This is a genomic window from Myxococcus sp. XM-1-1-1 (assembly GCF_020037095.1).
GTDB lineage: Bacteria > Myxococcota > Myxococcia > Myxococcales > Myxococcaceae > Myxococcus > Myxococcus fulvus.
Map to the genome: position 1 here is coordinate 92,715 of NZ_JAIQDH010000021.1, position 25,016 is coordinate 117,730.

The window sequence follows — 25,016 nt, forward strand, 5'->3', positions numbered from 1 at the left end:
GGAGTCGCAAGCCCTCATGGCCAAGTCGATGGTGGAGCGCTACGAGCAGCTCCTCCGGCAGGACCCCACTTCTTCCGTTTTCGTCGAACTGGCCAAGGCCCTGCTGGAAAAGGGGGACGCGCCGCGCGCCATCGAGGTGTGTGAGCAGGGTGTCTCGCACCATCCGTCCTCGACGGTGGGCCGGGTGCTCTGGGGCAAGGCGCTCATCCAACTGGGCCGCCCCGCCGAGGCGATGGAGCAGTTCGACCGCGCCATCGCCATCGAGAAGGACAACCCCTACGCCTACAACCTGATTGGCGAGGTGTTGCTCCAGCGCGGGCTGTACCGCTCGGCGCTGCCGATTCTGCGCAAGGCCGTGGCGCTGCAGCCCAATGACGGCCGCGTGAAGCTGTGGCTGGAGCAGGCGCAGCAGGCCCTGGCCGGTGGCCCGGCGCCGGTCTTCGCGGACCTGATGGGGCTGGAGAAGGCCGCGCCCGAAGAGGGTGAGGCCGAGCCCGACGCGGCCAGGCCCGAGAGCGCCGAGAGTGCTCACGCCGCCGCGTCTCCGATGGCGGCCGCGAGGCTTCGCGCCGCCGCGCTCGGGGACGCCGCGAAGGCCGCGAGTGCCTCGGGACCTGGGGCCGCGAAGAGCGCGGGCGCGCGGGCCGCCGCGGACCTGGCGAGCGCCGCCGCGGCGGGTGGGGCCGCGAGCCCGGCGGAGGCGGGGGCTCCGGACGGAGATGCTGCGCCCTCGACGGAGGAGGGCGCTCAGGCTCCAGCGGGTGCTCCGGGCGAAGTGTCGGACGCGGAGGCCTCGGCGCCGTTGTCTGATTCGCTTGGGTTGATCGACCGGCAGGTGCCGGTGCTGCGGCCCACGACGGGCACTCCGCTTCCAAGCCTGGAGCTGTCCCTCTTCGACGAGGAGGATGGGGCCCGCTCCCCGGACGCGAATGCGCCGGCGGGGGAGGGCGCCGACGCTGGCTCCTCCCAGGATGGTCAGGCGTTGGACCCGGCCGCCTTCGAGGGCGGCCCCGGCGCGTCCCCTGAAGCGGGCGCGGTGTCCGACGAGACCAGCGAGCAGGCGCTGCTGCGCTCCAGCGAGTTCACCACCGCGAAGCCGGTGGTCCCCGCGGCGTCCACCGACTCGACCGAGTCGGACGAAGAGCAGGCACTGCTGCGCTCCAGCGAGTTCACCACCGCGAAGCCCGTGGTCCCCGCCGCGTCGGGCGGGCTGCTGGGGGATTTGCCTCCGCCCGAGCCCACCGCCGCCACGCCCGTCGTCGCGCGCGCGCAGCCCCAGGCGCGAGGCTCGGGCTCCAAGCGCTCGCTGCTGGAGGACCTGCCCGACGCTTCGGACGCCACCGGCCGCGCGAAGGCGGGCGCTCCCAAGCAGGACACCGAGGCGCTCACCGCCGCCTACGAGAAGGAGCTGCGGCAGAAGCTGGCGCGCGAGGCGGCCAAGACGTCCTTCCTCAAGCGCAACGGCGTGAAGGTGGCCGGCGCCGCCGCGCTGCTGATGGTGGTCATCGCCGTCATCGTCGGCGTGGTGCGCATCCGCGCGGCCACGGGTGGCCAGACGCTGAACGAGGCCCTGGCCAGGAGCGAGGACCTCATCACCCAGGACACGCGCGCGTCGCTGGACGGGGCGCTGCAGCAACTGGACCGGGCGCTGGACATGGACGAGAGCAGCAGCCGCGCGTGGGCCCTCAAGGCCTGGACGCACGCGCTGCTCTTCGCGGACCACGGCCTGTCCCCGGATGACCGGCTCAAGGCGCTGGAGGCCCTGGAGAAGCCCGGCGTGAAGGAGGCCGCGCCGGGGCTGGCGCTCGCCACCAACGTCCTCGTGGCGGATGACCGGGGACGCGAGCCCGCGCGCCGCGCGCTGCTCGCCGCGACGGAGGAGAGCACGGAGGTCCACGCGCTGGCCGCCAGCCTGCTGCTGGCCGCCAAGGACGAGAAGAAGGCGCTGGAGCGCTTCGACCGCGCGCTGAGGGCCTCGCCGTCGAACGTGCGCGCCCTGGTGGCGCTGGGTGGCTACTACCTGGCCTCCGAGGACTTCCCGCACGCCATCGAGATGTTCGGCAAGGCGCGCACCAAGTCCCCCAAGCACCCCGTGGCGCGCATCGGTCAGGCCGAGGCGCGGCTCGCGCTGGAGCAGGACCTGGAGGCGTCGCTTTCGGACGTGGCGCCCCTGGCGGGAAGCCCCGAGCTGCCCGCCGCGCTCGGCGCTCGTCAGCAACTGGTGCACGGCCGGCTCCTGTCCGCCGCGGGCAAGCACGACGAGGCCCGCGCGCTGCTCGCCAAGGGCACGCAGGGGCCGCTGGCCTTCGACTTCCAGCTCGCGCAGGGCGCGGCGAGCCGGGCCGCCGGGAAGCTGGACGCGGCGCAGTCCGCGTACGAGGCGGCGCTGAAGCTGCAACCCAAGAGCGACGAGGCCCGTGAGGGACTGGGCCGCACGCTGCTGGACCGGGACAGGGAGCGCGACGTGCTCACCCGCCTGGAGGCGGACGGCGGCCGCAGGGTGGCGCTGGTGCGGGGCACCGCGTACGCGCGGCTCGGAGACTGGAAGCGGGCCCGCACGGAGCTCGCGCGCACGCGGGTGAACGAGCGCTACCCGCCGGAGGCCGTGTCGCTGCTCGCGCTGGCGGACGCGGCGGAGGGCAACGCGGCGCAGGCCCGCGAGCTGCTCGAGAAGGCGCTGGCCGCGAGCAAGCGCCCGCGCAACGACATGCGACTGGCGCTGGGGCAGGTGTACTGGCGTGAGCGCGCCTTCGACAAGGCGCAGTCCCAGTTCGAGGAGGCGCAGAAGGACCCCCGGGACTACGAGGCGTCGTGCTCGCTGGGCCGGCTCATGCTGGCGCGCGGCCTGCCGGACATGGCGCTCAAGCCGCTGACGCAGGCGGTGGAGCGCAACGGCTCGCACGGCGAGGCGCGTGACGCGCTGGGGCGCACGCTGCTGGCCCTGGGGCGCACGCCGGAGGCCCTCAAGCAGTTCGAGACCTGGCAGCTCGACAACCCGGGCAGCGCGGAGGCGCACAAGGGCTTCGCGCTGGCGCTCTTCCACTCCGGGCGTCGCAAGGAGGCCGAAGGGGCCGTGGGGCGCTCGGCGAAGCTGGCGCCGGACGACGCCGAGGCCCACCGGCTGCGCGCCGCCATCCTCTTCGCCTCGGGCGACGCGAAGGGCGGCTTCTCCGCGCTGGAGCGCGCCAACAAGCTGAACCCGAAGGACCCGGACACCTTCTGCGAGATTGCCCACGCGTTCCTGCGCCAGGGCAACCCGGACAACGCGGACGCGGCCTTCGCGGCGGCGCGGCGCGAGGGGCCGGATGCCACCTGCGGCCGGGTGGGGGAGCTCTACGCACAGCTGCCCAGCGGAGGCCGTCCCGCGGCGCGGACGCTGGAGGACCTGGCGTCGCGCGCGCCCACCGTCTGGGACAAGGCCTTCGCCCAGGCCACCATGGCCCGGGTGCTGCTCGGGGCCGGCGCGGTGAAGGAGGCCCGGACGGCGGCGGAGGAGGCCGTGCGGCTGGCGCCGTACCAGGGCCGCTCGCACCTGGCGCTGGGCATGGTGGCGCTCAAGCAGCGCCAGGAGCCCGTGGCCAAGGCGTCGCTCTTGAAGGCCGTGGAGCTGGAGCCCACGGACGGACTGGCGCACCTGGCGCTGGCGGACGTGCTGGTGCGCGAGTCGGCGGAGCTGCCCCGGGCGGTGGAGTCCTATGAGGCCTTCCTCCGACTGGCCGGAGGAAGCGAGGATGCGGGCCGCGTGAAGAAGGCTCTGCCGTCCCTCAAGAAGAAAGCGGCCCGCTAGCGTGAGGAATCCTCCCCCCGGCTCGGGGCCCGAGTCCCCGTTGCTGCGAATCATGTGGGGCAACGCCTTCCTGCTGTCGGCGCTCTACCTGTTGGTGGGCGTCGTGGTGGAGGTGGCGCTGCGCTATTTCCCCTCGCTCTTCCTCCAGCGGCTGTCGCTGTCGCTGGACTCGCTGCCCGCCAGGGCCCTGGAGCTGATGGGGGCGATGGAGCCCTTGCGCACGGCATACTTCAACGGGCGCATCCCCGAGTACGCGGTCCGCCTGGTCTTTGGCCTCACCACGGTGGCGGTCATCTTCCTGCTCGCGCTGGTGGTGGGCACCGTCATGGGCACCCTGCGCCACCTGCTCTCCCGGCGCGCCAGGGGCGCCTGAGCCCAGGGGCCCGCCGTCAGTCGGTGCCCAGCGCGCGACGGATGCGAGGCTTCTTCGCGCGCGCCGCCGCCATGGGCGCCACCTGCGGCTCGTGTCCCGCGGCGCGGGCCATGAGGCAGATCTCCACCACCTTGGGCCCGAAGCGCTCCCAGCGGCTCTCCCCCGTGCCCTTCACCGTGAGGAAGCCCTCCCGGTCGATGGGGAGCGCCGCCGCCAGGCCCAGCAGCGTCGCGTCGTTGAAGATGATGAAGGGCGCGACGCCCAGATCCTTCGACAGCTCCTTGCGCCAGCGGCGCAGCTCCGTGGAGGCCAGCTCGCTGTAGTTCGTCACCAGCGGCGCGGCGGCCGCGGCGCGGGCGCGCGAGGCGGACGGCCCGCCCGACAGCAGCACCGGCATCTTCGCGGGCGCGCACACGTCGCAGTTGCCGCAGGAGGTCTCCACGTCCTGCTGGCCGAAGTAGTGGAGGATGGCACCGCGCCGGCAACGGGAGTCCCGGTCCGCGTAGGCGTAGTCCGTCATCCGCCGCAGCAACTGGAGATTCTGCCGCTCCTGCTCGCGCACGTGGGACAGGTCCATGCCCAGCTCCCGGAAGGGCATCCGCAGGAGCGCGCGGATGGAGCGCCCCGAGAAGGGCCTGCGCACCCGCACCACGCCCGCCTTCTCCAACAGCCCCAGCGCGTGGCGCGTCTCGTCCACAGACAGGCCGATGCGGCGCGCGAGGATGGTCAGCTCCGTGGTGGCCTGCCGGCCGATGGGGAACGTCTCCACGAGCGACTTGAGCAGCCGCTGCGCGTCCGGGGAGTGGGGGTGCGCGGCCTGGGCCTTCTCCGTCAGCAGCACCCCGTGCTCGCCCTCGCCCCGGCCTCCGCGCTCGAGCTTCCCGGCGCGCTCGAAGATGCGCAGCGCCGCCGACACCTCGAACTCGCTGGCGTTCACCATGCCCGCCAGCACGTGCACGCCCCGCTCGAACTCCTCCACCGACTGGAGCACGCCCCACACGTCCGCGAGCACCGCCTCCGAGGGGTGGCTGCCCTGGATGAGCCGCTCCTGGGTGTACACGTCCGAGTGGTTGAACAGCAGCACCGCCCGCGCATCCCCACCGTCGCGGCCCGCGCGACCTATCTCCTGGTAGTACGCCTCCACCGCGCGCGGGATGTTGGCGTGCGCGACGAAGCGGATGTCCGGCTTGTCGATGCCCATGCCGAACGCGTTGGTGGCCACCGCCACCGCGTCCGGGGTGGACATGAAGGTGTCCTGCGCCCGCCGGCGCGCGTCGTCCTCCATGCCCGCGTGGTACAGCACCGCCTTGAGCTTGCGCCCGTGCAGCTCCGAGAACACGCCCTCCGCGGCCCTCCGCGTGGAGCAGTAGATGATGCCGCTGCCCCCCAGCGCCGCCAGGCGCGCGCACGCCTCGTGCCGGTCCGTGTCCCCGCCCACCTCCTGCTTACCGAGGAAGAGGTTGGGGCGGTCGAACCCCATGGCGAACTCGCGGGGCTCCTTCATCAGCAGCACCCGGACGATGTCCGCGCGCACCTCCGGCGTGGCCGTGGCGGTGAGCGCCACGGTGCGCGGAGGCCGCAGCCGCTTGCGCACCTGTCCCAGCAGCGCGTAGTCCGGCCGGAAGTCGTGGCCCCACTGGGAGATGCAGTGCGCCTCGTCCACGGCGAGCAGGTCCACGCCCACGTCGGTGACCATCTGCACGAAGCTCGCGCTGCGAAAGCGCTCCGGCGCCACGTACAGGAGCTTGTACTCGCCGCCGCGCAGCCGGCGCATCCGCTCCGCCCGCTCCAGGTCCGTCAGCGACGAGTTGATGAACGTGGCGGAGATGCCGCGCGCGGTGAGCTGCTCCACCTGGTCCTTCATCAGCGCGATGAGCGGCGACACCACCAGCGTCAGCCCCGGCAGCAGCGTGGCCGGCAGCTGGTAGCACAGGCTCTTGCCGGCGCCGGTGGGCATGACCACCACGGTGTTGCGCCCGGACAACACGGTGGAGATGACCTCCGCCTGTCCCGGACGGAACTGCGTCAGGCCGAAGTGGCGCACCAGGCCCTGCTGGGCTTCTTCGAAGTAGGGCAGGGCCACCGACATCGCTCGCATGTCCACCATCCTGGTCCAGCCGTCAACGCAAACCACACCCCGCCACCCCTCACAGCTCCAGCCCCGGCGGCACGGGGACGGCCAGGCGGGCCCTCCTCCGCGCCACCTCCAACACCCTCAGCGCCGTGGCCTCCGGCTCCACGCGGCCGTCCACCACCACGTCCCCCTCGCGCGCGTCCGCCGGGAGCGCTGCCCGCTCCACCACGCAGGCCCGGCCGCCCTCCAGCCGCACCACCTGCGCCCGCGTGTCCTCGAGCAGCTCCACCTGCACCAGCCCCACCAGACATCCCGCCATCACCCACGTCCTCCCGCCGCGTTCCATTCCCGCTTCGCCTCCCACTCCCCGTCCGGGAGCAGGCCTCGCTCCAACATCGACACGAAGCCGCCGTCGCCCACCACCAGGTGGTCCAGCACCTTCACGTTGAGCAACCTCGCGCCGGCCACCAGGTGCCGCGTCAGCGCCACGTCCTGGACGCTGGGCTCCGGGTCTCCCGAAGGGTGGTTGTGCGCCAGGACGATGGCCGTCGCCCGCGACACGAGCGCCGCGGCGAACACCTCCCGCGGGTCCACCGGGCACGTGTTCATGGTGCCCTCCGCCACCCGCGCGTCGTGCACCAGCACGTTGCGCGTGTTGAAGCACAGCACGTGGAAGACCTCGCGCCTCAACCCCGTGAGGCCCGGTGTCAGGTACGTGTGGATCTCCCGGGGAGAGCGCAGCCGGGGCCTGCGCTCCGGCGTCCGCTGCGCGCGCCTTCCCAGCTCCAGCGCCGCGAGCACCTGCGCCGTCCGCCGTGGCCCCAGGCCCGGCACGTGGGCCAGCTCCACAGGCTCCGCCTGCAACAGCGCCTTGAGCCCCCCGCAGCGCTTCAACACCGCGAGGGCCGCCTCCATCGCGCCGCGCGAGCCCGAGGCCACGCCCCATGCCACGCACAGAAGCTCCGGGTCCGTGAGTGCCCGCGCTCCCAACCGGAAGAGCCGCTCCCGGGAGGACTCGGCGTCCACTCCCTTTCGCGCGCCCCTCGACTCCTCGACCACCTCGTCCGCCGCCCACGCCTCGCCCATCCGCCACCCCGTCCCGCCCACCTTCACCGGCGCGGCGATTGAGCAAGGCGTGTGCCCGCTGTCTCTACCTGGAGCGTGCGGTGCCTACCCATCCCGACCCGCGCGACAGCGGCCCGTCCGGCGGACTGTCACCGCCCCGCCATGGGCCTGCTGCCCGACGAGCGCCCGTGTCCAGGCTTTGTCTCAGAAGCGGGAGATGGCGAAGAACGATTTGATCTTGTCGTTCGTCTCGCGAAGTCGCTCGCTCAGCGTCCGGACGAACGTCCACAGCAGGACGTACGCCAGGTCCTTGTCGGTGAACATGAGCTGGTCCAGCTTGGAGCGCTCGATGACCCACACCGCGCAGCTGATGTGGGCGATGGCGTCGGCGGAGCGGGGCGAGTCCTCGATTACCGCCATCTCACCGAAGTACTGGCCGGGCTCCAGGATGGCGAGCGCCTCCTCGCCGATGCCCGGCACGGACTTGGAGATGCGGACCTTGCCCCGGGAGATGACGAACATCTCCTGGCCGGACTCCCCCTCGCGGAAGAGGAAGGCGCCCGCAGGGTAGTCCCTGGTCTGGCCGAGTTGAGCCACCTTGGCGAGCTGGCCCTGGGTCAAACCCTCGAACAGCGCAACCTTCTTGAGGAGCTCGGCATCCATGAGGCCAGCTTCGTATCACGCGCCCGAGGGCCTCTGGTACCTTCGCGGCCTCAACGAGACAAGAGGGAAGGAGCCACCCGTGGCGGAGGAGAAGATCAACAAGGTGACCATCATCGGCTCGGGGCCGGCGGGCTACACCGCGGCCATCTATGCCGCGCGTGCCAACCTGGAGCCCGTGGTGTTCGCCGGTGGGCCCACGCTGGAGCACCCCCAGCGCGTGCCGGGCGGGCAGCTCATGGTGACCACGGACGTGGAGAACTACCCGGGCTTCCCGGAGGCCATCACCGGCCCGGAGCTGATGGAGCGCTTCCAGAAGCAGGCGGAGCGCTTCGGGACCGTCATCCACATGGAGAACGTGGTGAAGGTGGACTTCAGCTCGCGCCCGTTCCTGCTGGAGAGTGAGAGCGGCCTGCGCGTGCGCTCGGAGACGGTCATCATCTCCACCGGCGCCACGGCCAAGTGGCTGGGCGTCAAGGGTGAGGACACGTACAAGAACCGCGGCGTGTCCGCGTGCGCCACGTGTGACGGCGCGTTCTTCAAGAACCAGGAGGTCCTCGTCGTCGGCGGAGGCGACACGGCGATGGAGGAGGCCACGTACCTGGCGAAGATCGTCAAGCACGTCACCCTCATCCACCGGCGCGACTCGCTGCGCGCGTCCAAGGTGATGCAGGAGCGCGCGCTCAACAACCCGAAGATCTCCTTCCTGTGGAACTCCGCGGTGGAGGAGGTCCAGGGCGACGCGAAGGGGATGTCCGGCGCCGTGGTGCGCAACCTCAAGACGGGCGACAGCCAGCTGCTCAAGGCGACGGGCCTGTTCGTCGCCATCGGCCACACGCCGAACACGGAGCTGTTCCAGGGCATCCTGGAGACGCACCAGGGCGGCTACCTCAAGACGGTGCCGGGCAGCACCCGCACGAACATCCCCGGCGTCTTCGCTTGTGGTGACGTGCAGGACAGCTACTACCGGCAGGCCATCACGGCGGCGGGCACCGGCTGCATGGCGGCCATCGACGCCGAGCGCTGGCTCATCGAGCACGGCGAGTAGCTAGCCCGCGCAGCGCCGCGTGACGCATGCTCCAGGCCGGTCCGCTCCGAACACGAGCGGGCCGGCCTTTTTCGCGTCGAGCCGGGACACATGCGCCCGGGAACGGACCCGAGGACCCTCTCTCATGAGCACGAAGCAGAAGACGCTGGCGGTGCACGCCGGGACGCGGCTGACGGGGAGCAAGGCGGTGCCCGTCTCGCCGCCCATCTCCGTGGCGGCGGTGAGCTGGTTCGACAGCAGTGACGACCTGGACGGCGCGCTCGACGGCAAGGACTACGCATATGCCCGCATCAGCGCGCCCAACACGACGCTGCTGGAGGAGGCGGTGGCGGCGCTCGAGGGCGCCGAGTCCTGTGTGGCCTACGCCAGCGGCATGGCCGCGCTGCGCTCGCTCTTCGAGGCGCAGGGCTTGCGTCCCGGGGACAGGTTGGTGATGCCGGCCGACGGCTACGGCGTCACGCGTGCGCTCTACAAGAAGCTGTGCGCGGCGCTGGGCGTGGAGCTGCACGCGCTGAAGCTGACGGACGCGGACGCTCCGGCGCGCATCCGGGAGCTCCGTCCCCGGCTGGTGCTGGCGGAGAGCATCACCAATCCGCTCCTGCGCGTGGCGGACCTGCGCGTCCTCGCCAAGGCGAGCCACGACGTGGGCGCGGCGTTCGCGGTGGACGCGACGTTCCCTTCACCCATGGGGCAGCGCGCGCTGGAGCTGGGCGCGGACTACGCGGTGCAGTCCACCAGCAAGTGGCTCAACGGGCACAGCGACGCGCTGGGCGGCACGGTGAGCGGCTCGCGTGAGCGCATCGACGTGCTGCGCGCCGCGCGCATCCTCGCGGGCGATGTGCTGGGGCCGTTCGAGGCGTGGCTGACGCTGCGCGGGCTGCGCACGTTGCCGGTGCGGATGAAGGCGCATGCGGAGCACGCGGCCCATGTGGCGAGGCGACTGTCGGAGTCGCCGCTGCTCGAGCGCGTCATCTACCCGGGGCTGCCCACGCACCCGGACCACGCGGTGGCGCGCGAGCTGTTGAAGGATGGCGGGCCCATGGTGTCGTTCGAGATTCGGGGCGCGGGGCGACCGGAGGCCATGCGCTTCCTGGAGGCGCTGAAGGTGGGGCGGCCCGGGCCCTCGCTGGGGGATGTCTGCACGCTGGTGATGCACGCGGCCAGCGCGAGCGCGCGGCGCTTCACGCCCGAGGAGCGCGAGGCGGCGGGAATCCGCGAGAGCCTCATCCGGGTCTCCGTGGGACTGGAGGACCCGGACGACGTGGTGGACGACCTGCTCCAGGCCGTGGCCCGTGGGGTGGCGCGATGAAGATGGTGGACGTCGGCGCGAAGCCGAAGACGGAGCGGGTGGCGGTGGCGACGGGGCTTCTGCGCATGCAGGCCGAGACGCGCGAGCGCATCCTCGCGGGGAAGATGGAGAAGGGGGACGTGCTCGCGGCGGCGAGGCTCGCGGGCATCATGGCCGCCAAGCGCACCCCGGACTTCATCCCGCTGTGCCATCCCATCGCGCTGTCCGGTGTCGAGGTGACGCTCCAGCCCGTGGTCGAGGGGCTCACCGTCCGCGTGACGGTGCGCACCGTGGACCGCACGGGCGTGGAGATGGAGGCGCTCACGGCCGCGTGCGCGGCGGCGCTCACCGTCTATGACATGTGCAAGAGCTCGGACCGGGGCATGGTGCTGGACGCGGTGCAATTGGAGCACAAGTCCGGCGGCCGCTCGGGGACATGGGAGCGCGAGCCGGTGAAGAAGACCACCGCGTCTTCGCGTACCGCCCGAAAGCGCTCCGGGCGGTAGGCGCTCGTCGCTGCTTCCCAGCGGCGGGCTCGAGCCGATGAAGAAGATCGGCTCGCCCTCCGCTGGTCGGACGGTCGTCTCTCTCGAAAAGAGGGGGCGCGAGCATGCGAAGCGTTCCCACCGCATCGGGGCCCGTTTCGCGGCGCCCGCGAAGAGGCGTCAGCCCGTCGGCCCTCGCGGCGCAAGGGGCCCAAGGGAGCGCATGTCCCTGACGCCCCCCTCTCGCGGCAGGTCCACTTCGGAGACCGCACCCGAGCCGTTCACCGGTATCGCCGCGAGCTCGCGCATGCATGGTCAGACCGCGTCATTCGCCCACGCTCCCGTGCGGGCAAGCCACTGTCCGCTGCGGGACGTCGCGACTGTGCGCCCCCACACGTCACATCCTGAACCCGTGCCCTTCGGGGCTCCCCCTTGTCGGAGGGGACTCCCATGTTGAGTGGGCCATGTACGCCCGAGGGTGTCCTCGGCCAGGGAGGAGGTTGGAAGGGTGCTGAACGACAGGACGACCCGCTCCGCCCTGGCCCTGCTCGCGGCCGTGTTCGGCGTCGGCTGCAGCGCGGGCGAGGGCTCCTCGGAGATGCCTCGGACACTGGTGGCCGAGGAGTCCCACGCGCGCTGCGGCGCGAGCGCGGACCGGCGCTCCCTCTCCAAGGACCCGACGGACTGCCGCCACATGCTCTTCGTCTGCGCCCCTGGGGAGACGCCGTTCTTCGACGCCTGCGGCTGCGGCTGCGAGCGTCGATGAGCCCTACGGCGTCTTCGCCTCCGCGCGGAGCCGCTCCAGGAAGAACGCGCCCACCACCAACGAGTGGGTGATGCGTCCCTCCAGGATGAGCCTGGGCGCATCCGCGCGCGGGTGCAGCTCCACCGCGATGTCCTCGCCTTCGTCCTGCTGCCCCGCATGCACCTTCACGCAATCCAGCGCCAGGAAGCTGAAGCACCGGTTATCCTGCAGCGCGGGATTCGGGTGCACCCAGCCGAGCGGAATCACACGGCCCGCCACGTACCCGGTCTCCTCCTCCAGCTCGCGCGCGGCGGCGGCGGCGGGGTCCTCGCCCTCGTCCACCATGCCGCCGGGCACCTCCAGCGTGTCCGCGCCCGTGCCGAAGCGGAACTGCCGCACCAGCACCAGCTCGTCGGCCGGCGTCACCGCGATGACGTTCACCCAGTCCGCGCAGTCCACCCGCACCCGGGGGTGCTCCAGGTTCGTGCGAGGGTCCGCCCACTGGTCCTCGCGCACCGTCAGCACCTGGTAGTCATGCTCCATCCCCTGGCGCAGTCGCAGCCAGGGCTTCACCGTCCGGGACATGGGCACTCGCTTGCGGGGCCCGCGACAGCGGTGGGCCCCCTCGGAATCAGTTGAGCAGGGCCGCGCGCTCGCGCAGCTCCTGGGCCGTCAGCTCCAGCCGCTCACGGTCCGGTGCCTCGGGGGACAGCTCCAGGCAGCGCTCCACGTCGCGCAGCGCCGCCCGGTACGCGCCCAGGTTCGCCAGCAGCGCCGCGCGCGTGCGCAGCTCCCCCGGATGGTCCGGCGCCAGGAGCAACAACAGGTCCACCACCGCCAGCCCGCGCTCGCGGTCCTCGCGGCCCAGGTACACCCGCCGCAGGTTCGACAGCATCCGGTACGCAATCAGCTCCACCGGCGCGGGCGCCAGCATGGACCGGTCGAACTTGAGCTGCGGGGCCACGCGCTTGAGCAGCTCCTCGCAGCCGTGCTCCGTGAGGATGTCCCCCTGGTGGAACGGGTCCATCACCAGCTTGTGGTCCCCCGCGTCGTGCGCCACCAGGAAGTGGCCGGGGAAGGGCACCCCGTACAGCGGGATTCCCGCCCGCCGCGCCACCTCCAGGTACACCACCGACAGCGTTATCGGCAGGCCCAGCTTCCGCTCCAGCACCTGGTCCAGGAAGCTGTTCTCCGGCGAGTGGTAGTTGTCCTCGTTGCCCCGGAAGCCCTCGATGTCCGACAGCACGTGACGCAGCGCCCGCAGCGGGGCCAGCGCCTCGCCCTTGTCGTGGAGCCGCTCCGCCTCCACCTGCACCCGGCAGGCGAGCACGTCCAGCATGTGCAGACACGCCGGCGCGTCCAGCTCCGGCCTGTCCAGTGTGGCAATCGCCAGCGCCGCCAGGTCCAGGCGGGGAGGCTCCGCGGCCAGCGCCGACACCAACCGTTCCCGGGCCAGCGGCGGGCTGAATCCTGTGGTCATGCTCACGGCGGCAACCACTAACCCACGACGAGCCCGACAGCAAAGGCAGGCGGCCGAGCGTCAGAAGGTGGGCGGCGCATAGGGCAGCCTCCCCTTGATTTCGGCGCGCAGCCCCATCTGGGCCGAAATCAACCCCGCCAGGATTCCGTCCTCGAACTCGAAAGTCGGGTGTTCCTTGAGTTGGGGGAAGTCGTGGGGATTGCGGAGCTCCTCGGGGGTGATGTTGGGGACGGCCTCGCGGGCCAGGCGCAACACCTTCGCCTGCTGTTGGGAAATCATCCGCTCGAAGAGCTGGGCGGACAGCTCCAGCATGTCCTGGGCCACGTCTTCCTTCATTGCGTGTCTACTCCTGGGCGATGTCCCACTTGGCGCGGCGGTAGCTGTAACGGAAAGCCGCCGCGTCCGCCTCTTTCGCGAGCCCCTCGCCCTCCCGGCCGTCCAGGAAGGCGACGAAGTCCAGCTGGCGGTCCTCCCGGCCGAACTCGGCGTCGAACAGGCGGACCAGCTCGTTGGCGGGCAGGGTGCGCCGGCCGACGACGTCGACCAGGGGGATGGAGAGCCCCCGCAGCTCCTTCGAGGGCGCGTAGGACTTCCACACCAGCTCCGTGCACACCAGCGTCTGGTCGGAGAAGAAGTCGAAGTCGAAGTCGTAGGGGCGGCCCTGGTAGCCGAAGGCCCGGAGGATTGCGCGCGCCTTGTCCACGCGCGTCAGCCGGGGGCGCATGACTCCCAGGTAGTCCACGCGCATGCCGTGCTCGGGGCCGGTGAAGCTGACGCCCTCGCTGATGGACTCGATGATGCGCAGGGCATCTCCATGCGTGTCGGTCTGGTTGTACGCGGCCCACTTCGTGGGGAAGGCCGTGGCCAGGTGGCCGGTGAAGCTCTGGGGCTTGCCCTCGAGCGTCGCGAGCCAGGCCTTCACGTCCTTGTCCTCGTCGAAGTAGGCGGCCAGCTCCTGCTGGGTACCCACGTACAGCTCCGCGTGCGGCCAGAAGCCCGGCAGGCCGATGTTGGAGAGGTACCAGTTCTGGCGGGCCACCAGGATGTCACCGGGCTCCATGCGCTCGAGCAACGCCTGCACCTGCGCGCGGGAGATGAGCGGCTGGCCGGAGCGGTGCACGCGCGTGTCGCCCATCCACTCGGCCACCGCGCGCTGCACGGGGAAGAAGGCGCGCTGGGCGCTGTCCTGGGTGAGGTCCGTGGCGGCCTTGGCGAAGAGCACGGGGCCGCGCTTGATGAGCAGCCCCTTGGCCACCTCGCTGTTGAGCTTCATCTCCTGCATCACCCACGGGACGCGCGGCGCATCCAGCGCGCCGGCCTTCACCAGCAGGGGCCGCAGCTGCTGCTTGTAGCCGTCCCCGGTGAGCAGCTGGGTGGTGGTGCCCACGTGGATGACCTTCTCCTTGAAGCGGGCGAAGGCGCGCGCGGGCAGGCCGTACTCGGGGGCGGGCTCGTCCAGGAGCACCTCCAGCTGCTTGCGGCCTCCGGTGAGCTCCGCGAACGTCAGGCCGTGGGCCAGCTCCGTGGTGAGCGCGCCGTGGGTGAGCAGGAAGCCCCAGGCGTGCTTCTTCGGCTGGGTGAGCAAGGGCTCCTTCACGAAGTCCCAGTAGCGCTGACGGATGACCTCGGTGGAGACGAAGTAGTCGAAGAAGGCGGCCCACGTGGTGAGCAGGCGCTGCTTCTGGTCCGGCGTGTACGGCTCGCTCTGCTTCTGCAGATACAGCGCGCGCGACGTCTTCACCTCCTCCGACAGCCGCCTGAGGCCCTGGGCATAGCGCTCCAGCTGGCGCAGGTCCTCCTGGGCCTGGGCCACGAAGGCGTCGTCCTCGAGCGCATAGACGCTCTTGGGAGGGGCGGCGGGCGCCTGGGGAGGCGGACTGGCGACGGTGAGCCAGGCGAGCAGCAGGGAGGCGGCGGGCATGGGGTGGGGCTCCGGCGGAGACAGGGCGGCGGCGGGACTCTACCTCGGGAGCTGCCGGGGCGGCTGGTCCCCTGGCTGCCCAGGGGAGGGGAGGGGGACGGCCGGGTGGTCCGGCGTGGGTTTCGTCCCCAGGTTCCTGGGACTCAAGTGACTCACGTCCGGACCGGGCTGGCCGGGCAGAAAGGCAGCGGCAGATGGCATTCGGAACCGCGGAAGACCCCGGGCTCTCCATCACCCCCCACCTGGACTCGGTGGACTACCCCACGACGAGGGATGACCTGGTCGAGGCCGCCGAGGACAGCGAGGCCCCCGTCAACGTCATCAACGTCCTCAAGTGCCTGCCTCGCACGGAGTACGCGTCGCGCGAGGACGTGATGCGGGACCTGGCGGAGGCCGCGCGGCGGTTCGCCCGAGGCGGGCTGCAGGACGACGACGGCGCGAACAGGGACCGGCGCAACATCGGTCGGGACCTGGTGGAGAACGCGCCCGACGGCAGCTCGCGTCACCCCTGAGGGGCGACATCCCTGGGAAGAAGCGCTCGCGGGCGCTGGCCGTTTCTGCCAGCGTTCGCGGGCGCATGCGTCCAGGTCTCCTGCTGAGCTGTCTCGTGCTGTTGCTCTCGTCCGGTTGTCGGAAGCCGCCGCCCTTGAGGGTGCCCGTCCCCTCGGTGACGCCTCGGGTGCGCCTGGGTTTCCAGCCGCCCGTGGGGCGCGTGCTCACCGAATCCCAGCAGGCCAGCCGCGCGGTGGAGCAGGACGGACAGGTGCTGCGTGAGGAGGCGGAGCTGACCACCGAGTCCCGCTTCGCCACCTCCGAGGGCGGCTGGCTGCTGACCCAGTCCGTGACGCGGGCGCGGCGCACGCGCGCGGGCGTGGCGGTGGAGGGCTGGGTGGATGACGTGCTGCTGCGCTTCGCGCTCCGGCTGCAGCTGGCGGCGGACGGCGCGTTCGTGAAGCTGGTGTCACCGGAGTCCGCGAGCGAGGCCTTGCGGCAGTCGGTGCCCGCGGGCGCGGACGCGAAGGCGCTGGAGCGCTTCCTGGCGCCGGAGGCCCTGGAGACGCGCACGCGGCGCGAGTGGGAGGCGAAGTTCGGCGGCCTGTTCCAGCGGCATCTGTCGGAGGGTCAACGCACGTGGGCGGTGGACACGCTGCCCATGGGCGACACGCAGGTGGCGTATGTGCTGGAGCGCACGCTGCAGGGGACGCGGGACACGGAGTACGGCGACGCGGTGGTGCTGAGCCTCAAGTGCCTGGACTCGGTGCCGGAGGACGCGCCGCGGGAGCTGACGGACGCGTGGGTGGCGGCGGGGCGCCCGGAGCTGACGGCGGGCGTGACGTGCGAGGGCGAGCAGGTGGTGGCCTACGGGCGCTTCGTGCCGGTGAGCCGCGAGCTCACGGTGAAGGCCCGGGTGGGCCCGGCGGCGTGGACGGTGACGATGCAGTCGCGAGCGCAGGCCCTTCAGGAGGAGACGCCATGAGCTGGGAAGACAACCTCGTCGAGGACGAAGCGGGTGTGGAGCGCGTGGTGAAGGGTGCCAGGCGCGTGGCGGTGCTGGGCATCAAGACGGAGCAGCAGTCGGGACAGCCGGCCTTCTACGTGCCGGACTACCTGGCGCGCGCGGGCGTGGAGGTGGTGCCCGTGCCCGTCTACTACCCGGACGTGACGCACATCCTCGGCAAGCCCGTGTTCCGCAAGCTCGCGGACGTGCCGGGCGAGGTGGACCTGGTGGACGTGTTCCGCAGGCCCCAGGACATCGACGCGCACGTGGACGACATCATCGCCAAGAAGCCGAAGGCGGTGTGGTTCCAGTCCGGCATCCGCAACGACGCGGCGGCGCGCAAGCTCGCGGAGGCGGGCATCCAGGTGGTGCAGGACCGCTGCCTCATGGTGGACCACCGCCGCTACGGCGGACGCTGAGCCGCCGCGCTCCGTCGGGCCTCGTGTGCGGGGGCCCGACGAAGCACGCCCGACGTCAGGGCTCAGGACGCGTCATAGGTCCACGTGAAGTACAGGTTGCGGCCGCGCCAGGCCGACAGGTCCTCCAGGCAGTACATGCCGGTGTGGATGCCGAACAGCTTGCCCTTGAGGAACTTGATGGCCCACAGGTTCGGCGAGTCGGTGTTGTTGACGACGATGTCCATCGTGTAGGGACCGCGGCCGGAGTTGTGCGTCTCGAGCACGCTGGGGTGGCGCGAGCCGTCCGGGCGGAAGACCTCGATGCCCTTCCACCAGGTGATGTTCGCGGCGGCGGTGAGGGTGATGCGCACGACGTTGGAGGGGGCCACCCCCGCGCCGCTGTACGAGAAGAACACGCGGTCTTCCGAGCTCTGGATGAGGTTGCCCGCCCAGCCGTTGTTGACCGTCCCGTTGGAGTTGATGACGCCGTAGGGCCAGTAGACCTGTGGGTCCCTGCAGCCGGGGTTGATGGCCTGGGTCGCGGTGTCGAGCTCCTCGGTCGCGGGCGCGCTGACGGGCTCCTGCGTGGTGGGGGCCTGCGTGGAGTCCACCTCCACCTCGGGGCCGCAGCCGACGAGGCCGAACATGAGGGAGAGGGAAGCGACGGTGACGTGAGTCTTCACGGGGTGCCTTTCGGATATCGGTGGGACGCACCGCTCGCGGTGCGGTGACACGTGGGTTGCCCGGCGTGTCGCGTGGGGGCCTTGTGCACCGCTCGTGCCCGCGTGCTTGCACGGGCTTCTCCGAGGAGGGTGCTCGGCAGTGGGGCGCGATTCGTCGTGCGGTGACACGCGGGGTTGGCACGGGTGGCACGCGGGCGTCGTGCCAGGGGCTCACCGAGGAGAAGCCGCCGCGCTAGAGTCGCGGGCATGTCGGACGCGGATGACCGCCGGGAGGGGGCCGGCGTGCCCAGGGGGCTCTCCACCCAGGAAGACAGCGTCGCTCCGGAGGAGCCCTGGGAGGACGCGGGGCCGCCCGGGGCGTGGGAGCGCTTCGCGGACCTGACGCTGCTCGGCCAGGGGGGAATGGGCGTGGTCTATCGCGCGAGGGATGCGCGCCTGGGCCGCGACGTGGCGCTCAAGTTCGTGAAGGGGACGTCTCCCGCGCGCGCGATGCGACTGGTCCAGGAGGCCCGGGCGCAGGCGCGCATCGACCATCCCAACGTCTGCAAGGTGTACGAGGTGGGGCAGGTCGCGGGCCGCGACTTCATCGCGATGCAGCTGGTCGCCGGGCGCAGGTTGGATGTGGCGGCGGTGGACATGTCGTTGGAGGACAAGGTCCAGGTGCTGCGGGACGTGGCCCTGGCCATCCACGAGGCCCATCGACTGGGCGTCATCCACCGCGACCTCAAGCCCTCCAACATCCTGGTGCAGCGGAGTGAAGAGGGGCGCTGGTTGCCGGTGGTGATGGACTTCGGCCTGGCGCAGGAGACGGGGCTGGAGCGCGGGCTCACGCAGTCCGGCGCGGTGCTGGGGACGCCCGCGTACATGGCGCCGGAGCAGGCTCGGGGAGATGTCCGGGCGTTGGACCGGCGCTCGGATGTGTATGGCCTGGGCGCGACGCTCTACGAGGCGCTCTGTGGTGTCGCGCCGTTTCATGGCGTGTCCGCCGCGAGCGTGCTGCACCATGTGCTCCATGAGGATGTTCGTGCACCGCGAGCGCTGGTGCCGGGCCTGCCTGTGGACCTGGAGACGGTGCTCCTCAAGTGCCTGAGCAAGGAGCCTGCGGCGCGTTATGGCTCGGCGCGAGCGCTGGCGGAGGACCTGGGGCGCTTCCTCGATGGCGAGCCCATCCTCGGCCGACGACCGGGACCGTGGGCGAGGCTGGTGCGACGGTGGAAGACGCAGCGCGCGCTCGTCACCGTCAGCGCGGTGTCCCTCGTGTGCATCGTGGGGCTGTCCGTGCTCGGCGTGCATTCGTGGTTGGAGGCGCGGGCCGTCGAGCAACGCTCTGGAGCGCGTGCTTTGCTCGCGCAGCAACTCGGGCAGCAGGTGAAGGACCTCGAGTGGATTCTTCGCGCCGCGCACCTGGCGCCCCTGCATGACACGGGGCGGGAGGAGGCGCTGGTCCGCGAGCACATGCGCCGCATCGCCTCGCTGCCTCATGGGCTGGGGACATCGGGCGAGATGCTCGTGCAGCAGGCGCTGGGGCTGGGGCACCTGGCGATGAACGAGCTGGAGCCCGCGCGCGAGGCACTGGAGGCCGCGCGTGCGAAGGGGCTCGAATCACCCGAGCTGCATCATGCGTTGGGGCGGGTGCTCGGTGGGCTGTACCACCAGGAACTCGAGGCGGCTCGACGCAGTGGCGACGCGGCGTGGGTGGCGGAGCGTCAGCGCTCGCTGGAGGCTCGCTATCTGGTGCCGGCGTTGCAGTCGCTGGAGCGCAGTCGGGAGGTGGAGTCGGGGACGTACCTGGAGGGCCTCATCGCGTACTACCGGGGCTCGCTGGAGACGGCGGCGGACACGGTTGCTCGTGCCGTCGATGAGTCGCCGTGGAGCCTGGAGACGCGGCTGCTCTCCGGAGAGGTGACGCTGGCTCGGGCGATGCGCGAGCTGGAGCGCGGGGCCTACGACGCTGCGCGCACGGGGCTCCAAGAGTCCGCCCGGCGCTACGAGGCCGCCACGGACCTGGGACGCAGTGACGCCCGTGGGCACGAGGCGCTGGCCGAGGTCTGGCTGCAACAGTCGGAGCTGGACAAACGACAGGGGCGCTCGCGTCGGGCCTCGTTGGAGCAGGCGCTGGTCGCGAGCGAGCGGGCCGTGAAGGCCGCGCCCGGACGCTCCTCGGTGCATACGAAGCGCGCCTGGGTGCTGATGAACTGGTACCGCCTGGTGAACTTCCAGGAGCGCGACACGGACCCGAAGGCCGTGCTCTCCGACTGGACCACCACCGCCGCGCGCGCCGTGGCGTTGGACCCCGCGAACGTCCAGGCCCACGACACGCTGGGCTACAGCCACTTCATGCGAGGGCTCCAGGATGCGCGCGAGGGGAAGGACCCGCGTCCCGCCTACGACGAGGCCGTCGCGTGGTTCGAGAAGGCGCTGCGACTGCAACCCCGCTACCCGTGGGCGCTCAATGACCTGGCCCTCGTGCATCGGTGGCGAGGGACGTGGTTGCGAGAGCATGGCCAGGACCCGAGCGCCGCGTTCGCCGAGGCCGCGCGTCACCTGCGAGAGGCCGCGCGTGTGGACCCGAAGTACCTCTTCGCGCACGCCAACCTCGTGGAGGTGCACAACTCGTTGGCGCAATATGAGCTCTCCCTCGGGAGGGTCCCCTCGGCCGATGTCGAGCAGGCTCGCTCCGCGGGGGCACGGGCGCTCGCGCTGGATGCGCGGTATGCGCCGGTGCTCACGCAGTTGGGGCTCGCGGAGCTGACCCAGGCGCGCCATGTGTCGCGCACGGGCGGCGAGCCGGGGACCTTGCTCGCGGGGGCGCTGGCGCATGTCGCGCGCTCGCTCGAACTCAACCCCACGGCGGGAAGGACGCACTTCCTGGGCGCGTCGGTGCACCTGCTCGCGGCGGAGCACGCGGTGCGCTCGGGGGTGGACCCCACCGCTTCACTGGAGTCCGCGCGGCGAGCCCTCACCGTGCCCTATCCGGGAGACGCCTCGTGCGCGGACTGCCGTGTCCTGGGAGCGCGGTTGTCGCTGACTCGGGCCTCGTGGGAGCGCCTGCGCGGACGCTCGGCGCGGCGATGGGTGGGCGAGGCGCTCGATGAGGCTCGACGGGCCGTGAAGCTCTATCCCTACGACGAGGCCCACCTGGAGCTGGCGCGCGCGAGCTGGTGGATGGCGTCGGAGGCACAGACGTCATCGCTCCTCACCGAAGGGCTGGCGCAGGCCGATCTGGCGCTCGGGCTCAATCCCCGGCTCGCGGCTGCTCATGCGGTTCGAGGCGCCCTCTTGCTCGCGCGCTCACAGGGCGCGACCTCGGCGGAGCGCGAACCGCTGAGAGCGCAGGCCCGCGCGTCGTTGGAGCGGGCCTTGGCGCTCGATGTCTTCCTCCGCGAGGAATATGCCCAGCCGCTGCGGGAGCTGGGCGTGCTCACGTCCGAGCGCGGACCGCATCACGCGGGACGCTGAGCCGTCGCCGTTGCGCTGAGCGCGGACCTCGTCACGCCGGGTTGAGCCACTGCCATTGCGCGAACTGGGCGTGCTGAGCTCCGAGCAAGGACCTCAGCACGCGGGACGCTGTGCCTTACTCCACGGAGTCGTCTCGAGACCCACGGGGCCAGCTCATCGGGCACGCGCAGGTGCCGCGATGCGCAGGCCCGTGTCAGCGCGCGGGCGCGGTGGCGAGCTTGCCCCATTGCGTCCAGTGGACGGGCTCGCAGCGGGGCAGCAGGCCGACCCACCTGGGGTCGACGAGCTCGGGGCGACGGAAGTTCTCCGGGATGATGCACTCCGCGCCACGCGGGCTCCACAGGGCCTCCAGGCGGGGCAGGGTCTCCAGGTTGCTGCTCTGCTCCAGGCCGACCGCGAACTCGTCGCGCCGGCGGATGAGCGTGTTGTTGGCGGTGTAGCTCTTGAGGTTGTTGAACCGGACGAAGTACGCGGCGCGCTTCGCCTGGAGACAGGAGGCGTAGAGGTACGCGCGGTTCGCGTCGGGTCGCCCGTGCTTGTCCCAGGGCGTGTAGCCCCAGTCGAGGCAGGTCGCGATGGCGCCCTTGTCACAGGCGAGGGTGACGGACCTCGGTTGGTGGCTGACGCCCGCGGTGAGACTGTCGACGGCGAAGTCGGGCAGCACGGCCATCGAGGCGTCCGGCCGGGCCGGGACGTCCGTCACGCCCGAGCAGGGATTGACCCAGGACATGCTCGGCCTCCACTCACCCTCCTGGTACTCCATCACGTACTTGGGCACCGCGCCGCGCGGCATCGAGGCGTGGGTCAGGGGACGGAACCTCACCTGGTAGCGACGGGGCTCCTCGTACGGGTCCTTCACGCTCAACGCGAGGATGAGCCTGGGGAGCTCACCGCCCTCGATGGCGAAGGGCCCCGTGGAACGGCCCACGTGGACTCCCTTGAAGCGGAGCTGTCCCGTCCCGCCTTGAATCTCGAGCACCTTCACCGGCTCGGAGGCGCTCATCGCTTCGTCGAGCAGTCGGGCGTCGACGACGTCGGCCATGATGACCTGCGCGCCGACATTCGCGTCACGCAGGCGCAGCGCGATGCCGTCCGCCGTGTTCAGGAACGTCTCCGGGCAGTAGCGGTCCTTGGTGGAGATGGCCAGGCAGTGGCTGTGGCCCTCGAGGTTGTAGATGCCCAGGCCGTTGGGGCTCTCCGGGTCGCACTGGCCGGAGGGGCAGTCATCGGAGATGAGCCGCCCCTCGTACGGGGGCGTCTCGCAGTTCTCCCGCGCGCAGTCCTTGTGGGGCAGGGTGTCGTCCTTGCTCGGACCCTTCGACGGGCACGAGCGCCCCATGTACTTGCAGCAGCCACTGGCGCCGCTCGCCAGCAGGAGCAGGAGCGCGCAGTGAAGCCCCACGGCCCACAGTGGCCGCTTCGGTGACACGCCAGGACGGACTCGCACGAATGCCTTCACGGATGACTTCCCCCTCATGGATGGTGGCGAGGACAGACCCGGAGCGGCCTGTCCTCGACGACTTCATAGCCAGCTTCGTGCCACGGGTGCTCGTGAGCGGTAGCCCGGTGCCATCAGCAGCGCTGACACACTTGCGCTAGCGTGGTTGGCACGAGGGGCTGTGCCAACGCGGTGCGCCCTGGGAGAGGGACGAAGGCATGGCGCGGGACGTGTCGACGCTCGGACCGAGCGAGGGCTCCCTGGAGGCGGGGGACTTTGCGCGCGCGCGGACGCCGGGGTTGGTGGGGGTGTACGGCGCGGGAGCCGCCCTGGCGGTGGCGCTACCGCTGAGAGGCGAGAGCCTGGAGGTCGGACGGGGCACGCCCTCGTTGGGTGAGACCGAGGACCCGAGGATGTCCCGCAGGCACGCGCGCATCCGCTTCGACGGTCAGCGCTTCTGGGTGACGGACCTGGGCAGTCAGAACGGCACCTTCGTGGACGGTGAGCGGCTGCCCGTCGGCGCGCCCCGGGAAGCGCGGCGGGTCATCCGCATGGGCACCTCGCTGTTCGTCCCCAGCGCGGACGTCGGTCCACTGGAGCGACTCGGTGTCGAGCGCATCGACGGCTTCCTGCGAGGCCCTTCCTTCCGCGCCGTGTTGGACGAGGTGTCGCGAACAGCGCGGCTCGGCACCTCCCTGCACCTCCACGGTGAGAGCGGCACGGGCAAGGAGGGCGTCGCGCGGGCCTTCCACTCGTCGGGCCCCAGGAGCACGGGGCCCTTCATCGCGGTCAACTGCGCGGCCATCCCCCAGGCGCTCGCCGAGCGACTGTTGTTCGGCGCCAGGCGCGGCGCGTACTCGGGCGCGGAGGCGGACGCGCAGGGCTATCTGCAGAGCGCGGACGGCGGCACGCTGTTCCTCGACGAGGTGGTGGAGCTGGACCTCGCGGTCCAGGCGAAGCTGCTGCGCGTGCTCGAGACAGGGGAGGTGCTCGCGCTCGGCGCCGCGAGGCCCGCCAAGGTCGACGTGCGGGTCTGCTCCGCGAGTCATCAGTCGCTGCGAGCGCTCGTCGCGAAGGGGCGCCTGCGCGAGGACCTGTACTTCCGCATCGGCAGACCGGAGGTGGTGCTCCCTCCGCTGCGGGAGCGCCCGGAGGAACTCACGTTGCTCCTCCAGGAGCAGGTCCACCGTGTCGAGCCCGACATGGGAACTCACGTCTCATTGCTGGAGGCGTGTCTGCTCAGGCCCTGGCCGGGCAACGTGCGCGAGCTGCTCGTCGAAGTCCGTGGTGCCGTCCAGAAGGCGTTGGCGGAGGGCTCGCGACGCGTCTCCGCTGCGCACCTGGGCTCGGGCGCGGGGACGGCCTTCGGTGACGGCGAGGCGGGCCCCGCGGCGCGCGAACTCTCCGCGAAGGCGAAGACGCTGGAGGGCGAGGAGCGCGCCCGGGTCGAGGCCGCGCTGCGAAAGCACTCGGGCAACGTGAGCGCGGCGGCTCGGGAACTCGGAATGCACCGCACGACGTTGCGACGACTGCTGGAGCGCTGGGACCTTCCGTCGTCCGAGCGCGAAGAGGACGGTGAGCCCGGCGAGAAGTGACGTGCCCCCATCGTCGGAGGCGCGGCACCTCGATGGGCGAGGCCGCGCGTGTCGAGAGGCCGGGCGCGGAGCCTCAGCTCACCACTGCGCCTGCCCGAAGGGCACGGGCGGACGGGACAAGGCCACCGCGGCGGCCAGGCGCGCCTGGTCCAGCGCATCGAACCCGCGCTCCATCGTCGTGGGCGTCACGGGCGGCAGGTTGGACACGACGACGTAGACGGGGATGCCGCGTCCCTCCAGCACGGTCAGCTGGAGCCGGAAGTGATCCCTCCTCAGCGCCGCGGAGCCCGCCGCCAGTCCCTGCGCATACGCCATGGGCCCACCCACCACCTTGCGCGTCTTGCTCGGCAGGAAGTGCACGAGGATGGCGTCCAGGTCCTTCCCGGCGGCGCTGTCATGCAGCGACAGCGCGGGCGCCTTGTCCACCAGGCCTCCGTCCCAATACAGGTTCCCATCCAGCGGCACCGCGCGGAACAGGCCGGGATAGGCGCAGGTGGCGTGGACGCGCGGCGCCAGCTCCCCCGTGGTGAAGACGTCGTGCGTGCCCAGCGTGAGGTTCGCGCCCACCAGCAGCAGCGGATGCGGCAGGTCCTCGAACGTCGGCGCGCCCAGCGTGTCCTCCAGCAGCCGCCGGAAGCGCTCGCCCTTGAGCAGGCCCGTGAGCCCATGGCCCGCGGCGTCCGCGTTCAACACGGCGCCAATCGGGTCCGGGTCCCAGAAGTTCGCGCGCGTCTGGCGCAGCACCAGCTCTTCAATCGCGTGCACCGGCATCCCCGCCGCCGCGTACGCCGCCACCATGCCGCCCGCGGACGTACCCGCGTAGGCCGAGGGCTTGAGCCCCGTGCTCGCCAGCCCCTTGAGGAAGCCAGCGTGCCCGTAGAAGCCGAAGTAGCCCGCCGAGAGGACCAGGCCGAACCGCTTGCCCTCGAGCAACTGCTGCAGGTTGGGAGATGCCATGTCCCACATCTACCACTGTCCGCCGGGAAGCACGCGGTGCGTCGAAAGTCCGCTGGCCTCCA

22 protein-coding genes are annotated in these 25,016 nt (G+C 71.5%); 11 read left to right on the plus strand and 11 right to left on the minus strand.

Going from position 1 to position 25,016, the window contains the following annotated elements; all coding sequences use genetic code 11:
- Nucleotides 1-16 precede the first annotated feature (16 nt).
- Together K8640_RS32160 and K8640_RS32165 are read left to right on the plus strand one after the other, a co-directional pair.
- A complete protein-coding gene (locus K8640_RS32160) occupies nucleotides 17-3,787 on the plus strand; it encodes a tetratricopeptide repeat protein (protein ID WP_223750566.1) in 3,771 nt (1,256 codons plus the stop codon).
- Nucleotides 3,788-3,839: 52 nt separating this feature from the next.
- Nucleotides 3,840-4,160: a hypothetical protein gene (locus K8640_RS32165; RefSeq protein WP_223750643.1), complete on the plus strand. Its 321-nt coding sequence runs from the start codon at nucleotides 3,840-3,842 to the stop codon at nucleotides 4,158-4,160.
- A 16-nt stretch (nucleotides 4,161-4,176) separates the two neighbouring features.
- Here K8640_RS32165 and K8640_RS32170 read toward each other — a convergent pair whose 3' ends face one another.
- The 4 genes from K8640_RS32170 to K8640_RS32185 all read right to left on the minus strand — a co-directional run bounded on the left by K8640_RS32170 (nucleotide 4,177) and on the right by K8640_RS32185 (nucleotide 7,962).
- Entirely contained in the window at nucleotides 4,177-6,267 is a 2,091-nt protein-coding gene (locus K8640_RS32170; protein ID WP_223750567.1) for an ATP-dependent DNA helicase RecQ, read from the minus strand.
- Nucleotides 6,268-6,307: 40 nt separating this feature from the next.
- On the minus strand, nucleotides 6,308-6,553 hold the full coding sequence (locus tag K8640_RS32175; protein ID WP_046712148.1) for a hypothetical protein: 246 nt from the start codon (nucleotides 6,551-6,553) through the stop codon (nucleotides 6,308-6,310).
- Complete coding sequence (gene radC / locus K8640_RS32180) at nucleotides 6,553-7,320, minus strand: DNA repair protein RadC (RefSeq protein WP_223750568.1); 768 nt, start codon at nucleotides 7,318-7,320, stop codon at nucleotides 6,553-6,555. Before radC ends, K8640_RS32175 begins: the two co-directional genes overlap by 1 nt.
- Nucleotides 7,321-7,503: 183 nt before the next feature.
- Entirely contained in the window at nucleotides 7,504-7,962 is a 459-nt protein-coding gene (locus K8640_RS32185) for a cyclic nucleotide-binding domain-containing protein (RefSeq protein ID WP_223750569.1), read from the minus strand.
- A gap of 79 nt (nucleotides 7,963-8,041) precedes the next feature.
- Here K8640_RS32185 and trxB point away from each other — a divergent pair, with 79 nt between their 5' ends.
- From trxB to K8640_RS32205, 4 genes are all read left to right on the plus strand, one after another.
- Entirely contained in the window at nucleotides 8,042-9,007 is a 966-nt protein-coding gene (trxB, locus tag K8640_RS32190) for a thioredoxin-disulfide reductase (protein ID WP_141328451.1), read from the plus strand.
- Between the two features lie 124 nt (nucleotides 9,008-9,131).
- Nucleotides 9,132-10,316 carry a PLP-dependent aspartate aminotransferase family protein gene (locus tag K8640_RS32195; protein WP_223750570.1) on the plus strand — a complete coding sequence of 395 codons (1,185 nt, stop codon included), beginning with the start codon at nucleotides 9,132-9,134 and terminating at the stop codon, nucleotides 10,314-10,316.
- Complete coding sequence (gene moaC, locus K8640_RS32200) at nucleotides 10,313-10,801, plus strand: cyclic pyranopterin monophosphate synthase MoaC (protein WP_223750571.1); 489 nt, start codon at nucleotides 10,313-10,315, stop codon at nucleotides 10,799-10,801. Before K8640_RS32195 ends, moaC begins: the two co-directional genes overlap by 4 nt.
- Nucleotides 10,802-11,288: 487 nt before the next feature.
- A complete protein-coding gene (locus K8640_RS32205) occupies nucleotides 11,289-11,546 on the plus strand; it encodes a hypothetical protein (RefSeq protein ID WP_223750572.1) in 258 nt (85 codons plus the stop codon).
- Between the two features lie 3 nt (nucleotides 11,547-11,549).
- Here the strand turns inward: K8640_RS32205 and K8640_RS32210 are convergent, their stop codons facing one another.
- The 4 genes from K8640_RS32210 to K8640_RS32225 are packed head-to-tail and all read right to left on the minus strand — an operon-like array spanning nucleotide 11,550 to nucleotide 14,926.
- Nucleotides 11,550-12,110 (minus strand): NUDIX hydrolase, encoded by a 561-nt coding sequence (locus tag K8640_RS32210; RefSeq protein WP_223750573.1) that lies wholly within the window; start codon nucleotides 12,108-12,110, stop codon nucleotides 11,550-11,552.
- 46 nt (nucleotides 12,111-12,156) lie between these two features.
- A complete protein-coding gene (locus K8640_RS32215; RefSeq protein ID WP_223750574.1) occupies nucleotides 12,157-13,005 on the minus strand; it encodes a SirB1 family protein in 849 nt (282 codons plus the stop codon).
- A gap of 60 nt (nucleotides 13,006-13,065) precedes the next feature.
- Nucleotides 13,066-13,341 carry a hypothetical protein gene (locus K8640_RS32220; RefSeq protein ID WP_046712155.1) on the minus strand — a complete coding sequence of 92 codons (276 nt, stop codon included), beginning with the start codon at nucleotides 13,339-13,341 and terminating at the stop codon, nucleotides 13,066-13,068.
- Nucleotides 13,342-13,348: 7 nt separating this feature from the next.
- Nucleotides 13,349-14,926: a YiiX/YebB-like N1pC/P60 family cysteine hydrolase gene (locus K8640_RS32225; protein ID WP_223750575.1), complete on the minus strand. Its 1,578-nt coding sequence runs from the start codon at nucleotides 14,924-14,926 to the stop codon at nucleotides 13,349-13,351.
- Nucleotides 14,927-15,120: 194 nt separating this feature from the next.
- Between K8640_RS32225 and K8640_RS32230 the strand changes: the two genes are divergently transcribed.
- From K8640_RS32230 to K8640_RS32240, 3 genes are all read left to right on the plus strand, one after another.
- Entirely contained in the window at nucleotides 15,121-15,438 is a 318-nt protein-coding gene (locus tag K8640_RS32230) for a DUF2795 domain-containing protein (protein ID WP_223750576.1), read from the plus strand.
- Between the two features lie 65 nt (nucleotides 15,439-15,503).
- Complete coding sequence (locus tag K8640_RS32235; RefSeq protein WP_223750577.1) at nucleotides 15,504-16,403, plus strand: hypothetical protein; 900 nt, start codon at nucleotides 15,504-15,506, stop codon at nucleotides 16,401-16,403.
- Nucleotides 16,400-16,843 (plus strand): CoA-binding protein, encoded by a 444-nt coding sequence (locus tag K8640_RS32240; protein ID WP_141331334.1) that lies wholly within the window; start codon nucleotides 16,400-16,402, stop codon nucleotides 16,841-16,843. The genes K8640_RS32235 and K8640_RS32240 overlap by 4 nt, the downstream gene beginning before the upstream one ends.
- A gap of 62 nt (nucleotides 16,844-16,905) precedes the next feature.
- Here the strand turns inward: K8640_RS32240 and K8640_RS32245 are convergent, their stop codons facing one another.
- Nucleotides 16,906-17,505, minus strand: a complete 600-nt coding sequence (locus K8640_RS32245; RefSeq protein WP_223750578.1) for a hypothetical protein — start codon at nucleotides 17,503-17,505, stop codon at nucleotides 16,906-16,908.
- A gap of 246 nt (nucleotides 17,506-17,751) precedes the next feature.
- Between K8640_RS32245 and K8640_RS32250 the strand changes: the two genes are divergently transcribed.
- Nucleotides 17,752-20,964 (plus strand): protein kinase domain-containing protein, encoded by a 3,213-nt coding sequence (locus tag K8640_RS32250; protein ID WP_223750579.1) that lies wholly within the window; start codon nucleotides 17,752-17,754, stop codon nucleotides 20,962-20,964.
- Nucleotides 20,965-21,157: 193 nt separating this feature from the next.
- On the opposite strand, the gene K8640_RS43315 is transcribed toward K8640_RS32250, so the two are convergent.
- Nucleotides 21,158-22,411 carry an ADYC domain-containing protein gene (locus K8640_RS43315; protein WP_223750580.1) on the minus strand — a complete coding sequence of 418 codons (1,254 nt, stop codon included), beginning with the start codon at nucleotides 22,409-22,411 and terminating at the stop codon, nucleotides 21,158-21,160.
- Between the two features lie 209 nt (nucleotides 22,412-22,620).
- On the opposite strand from K8640_RS43315, the gene K8640_RS32260 reads away from it, so the two are divergent.
- Nucleotides 22,621-23,997, plus strand: a complete 1,377-nt coding sequence (locus K8640_RS32260; protein ID WP_223750581.1) for a sigma 54-interacting transcriptional regulator — start codon at nucleotides 22,621-22,623, stop codon at nucleotides 23,995-23,997.
- A gap of 78 nt (nucleotides 23,998-24,075) precedes the next feature.
- On the opposite strand, the gene K8640_RS32265 is transcribed toward K8640_RS32260, so the two are convergent.
- Nucleotides 24,076-24,954 carry a patatin-like phospholipase family protein gene (locus K8640_RS32265; RefSeq protein WP_082165584.1) on the minus strand — a complete coding sequence of 293 codons (879 nt, stop codon included), beginning with the start codon at nucleotides 24,952-24,954 and terminating at the stop codon, nucleotides 24,076-24,078.
- Nucleotides 24,955-25,016 lie beyond the last annotated feature (62 nt).

Bases quoted from the DNA above. Each gene is read 5' to 3' on its own strand.
- K8640_RS32230 (WP_223750576.1), top strand. From the start codon at position 15,121: ATGGCATTCGGAACCGCGGAAGACCCCGGGCTCTCCATCACCCCCCAC.
- K8640_RS32220 (WP_046712155.1), bottom strand. From the start codon at position 13,341: ATGAAGGAAGACGTGGCCCAGGACATGCTGGAGCTGTCCGCCCAGCTC.
- K8640_RS32215 (WP_223750574.1), bottom strand. From the start codon at position 13,005: ATGACCACAGGATTCAGCCCGCCGCTGGCCCGGGAACGGTTGGTGTCG.
- K8640_RS32165 (WP_223750643.1), top strand. From the start codon at position 3,840: ATGTGGGGCAACGCCTTCCTGCTGTCGGCGCTCTACCTGTTGGTGGGC.
- K8640_RS32225 (WP_223750575.1), bottom strand. From the start codon at position 14,926: ATGCCCGCCGCCTCCCTGCTGCTCGCCTGGCTCACCGTCGCCAGTCCG.
- K8640_RS32235 (WP_223750577.1), top strand. From the start codon at position 15,504: ATGCGTCCAGGTCTCCTGCTGAGCTGTCTCGTGCTGTTGCTCTCGTCC.
- K8640_RS32250 (WP_223750579.1), top strand. From the start codon at position 17,752: ATGTCGGACGCGGATGACCGCCGGGAGGGGGCCGGCGTGCCCAGGGGG.
- K8640_RS32210 (WP_223750573.1), bottom strand. From the start codon at position 12,110: ATGTCCCGGACGGTGAAGCCCTGGCTGCGACTGCGCCAGGGGATGGAG.
- moaC (WP_223750571.1), top strand. From the start codon at position 10,313: ATGAAGATGGTGGACGTCGGCGCGAAGCCGAAGACGGAGCGGGTGGCG.
- K8640_RS32185 (WP_223750569.1), bottom strand. From the start codon at position 7,962: ATGGATGCCGAGCTCCTCAAGAAGGTTGCGCTGTTCGAGGGTTTGACC.
- K8640_RS32170 (WP_223750567.1), bottom strand. From the start codon at position 6,267: ATGGTGGACATGCGAGCGATGTCGGTGGCCCTGCCCTACTTCGAAGAA.
- K8640_RS32195 (WP_223750570.1), top strand. From the start codon at position 9,132: ATGAGCACGAAGCAGAAGACGCTGGCGGTGCACGCCGGGACGCGGCTG.
- radC (WP_223750568.1), bottom strand. From the start codon at position 7,320: ATGGGCGAGGCGTGGGCGGCGGACGAGGTGGTCGAGGAGTCGAGGGGC.
- K8640_RS32260 (WP_223750581.1), top strand. From the start codon at position 22,621: ATGGCGCGGGACGTGTCGACGCTCGGACCGAGCGAGGGCTCCCTGGAG.
- K8640_RS32175 (WP_046712148.1), bottom strand. From the start codon at position 6,553: ATGGCGGGATGTCTGGTGGGGCTGGTGCAGGTGGAGCTGCTCGAGGAC.
- K8640_RS32240 (WP_141331334.1), top strand. From the start codon at position 16,400: ATGAGCTGGGAAGACAACCTCGTCGAGGACGAAGCGGGTGTGGAGCGC.
- K8640_RS32160 (WP_223750566.1), top strand. From the start codon at position 17: ATGGCCAAGTCGATGGTGGAGCGCTACGAGCAGCTCCTCCGGCAGGAC.
- K8640_RS32265 (WP_082165584.1), bottom strand. From the start codon at position 24,954: ATGGCATCTCCCAACCTGCAGCAGTTGCTCGAGGGCAAGCGGTTCGGC.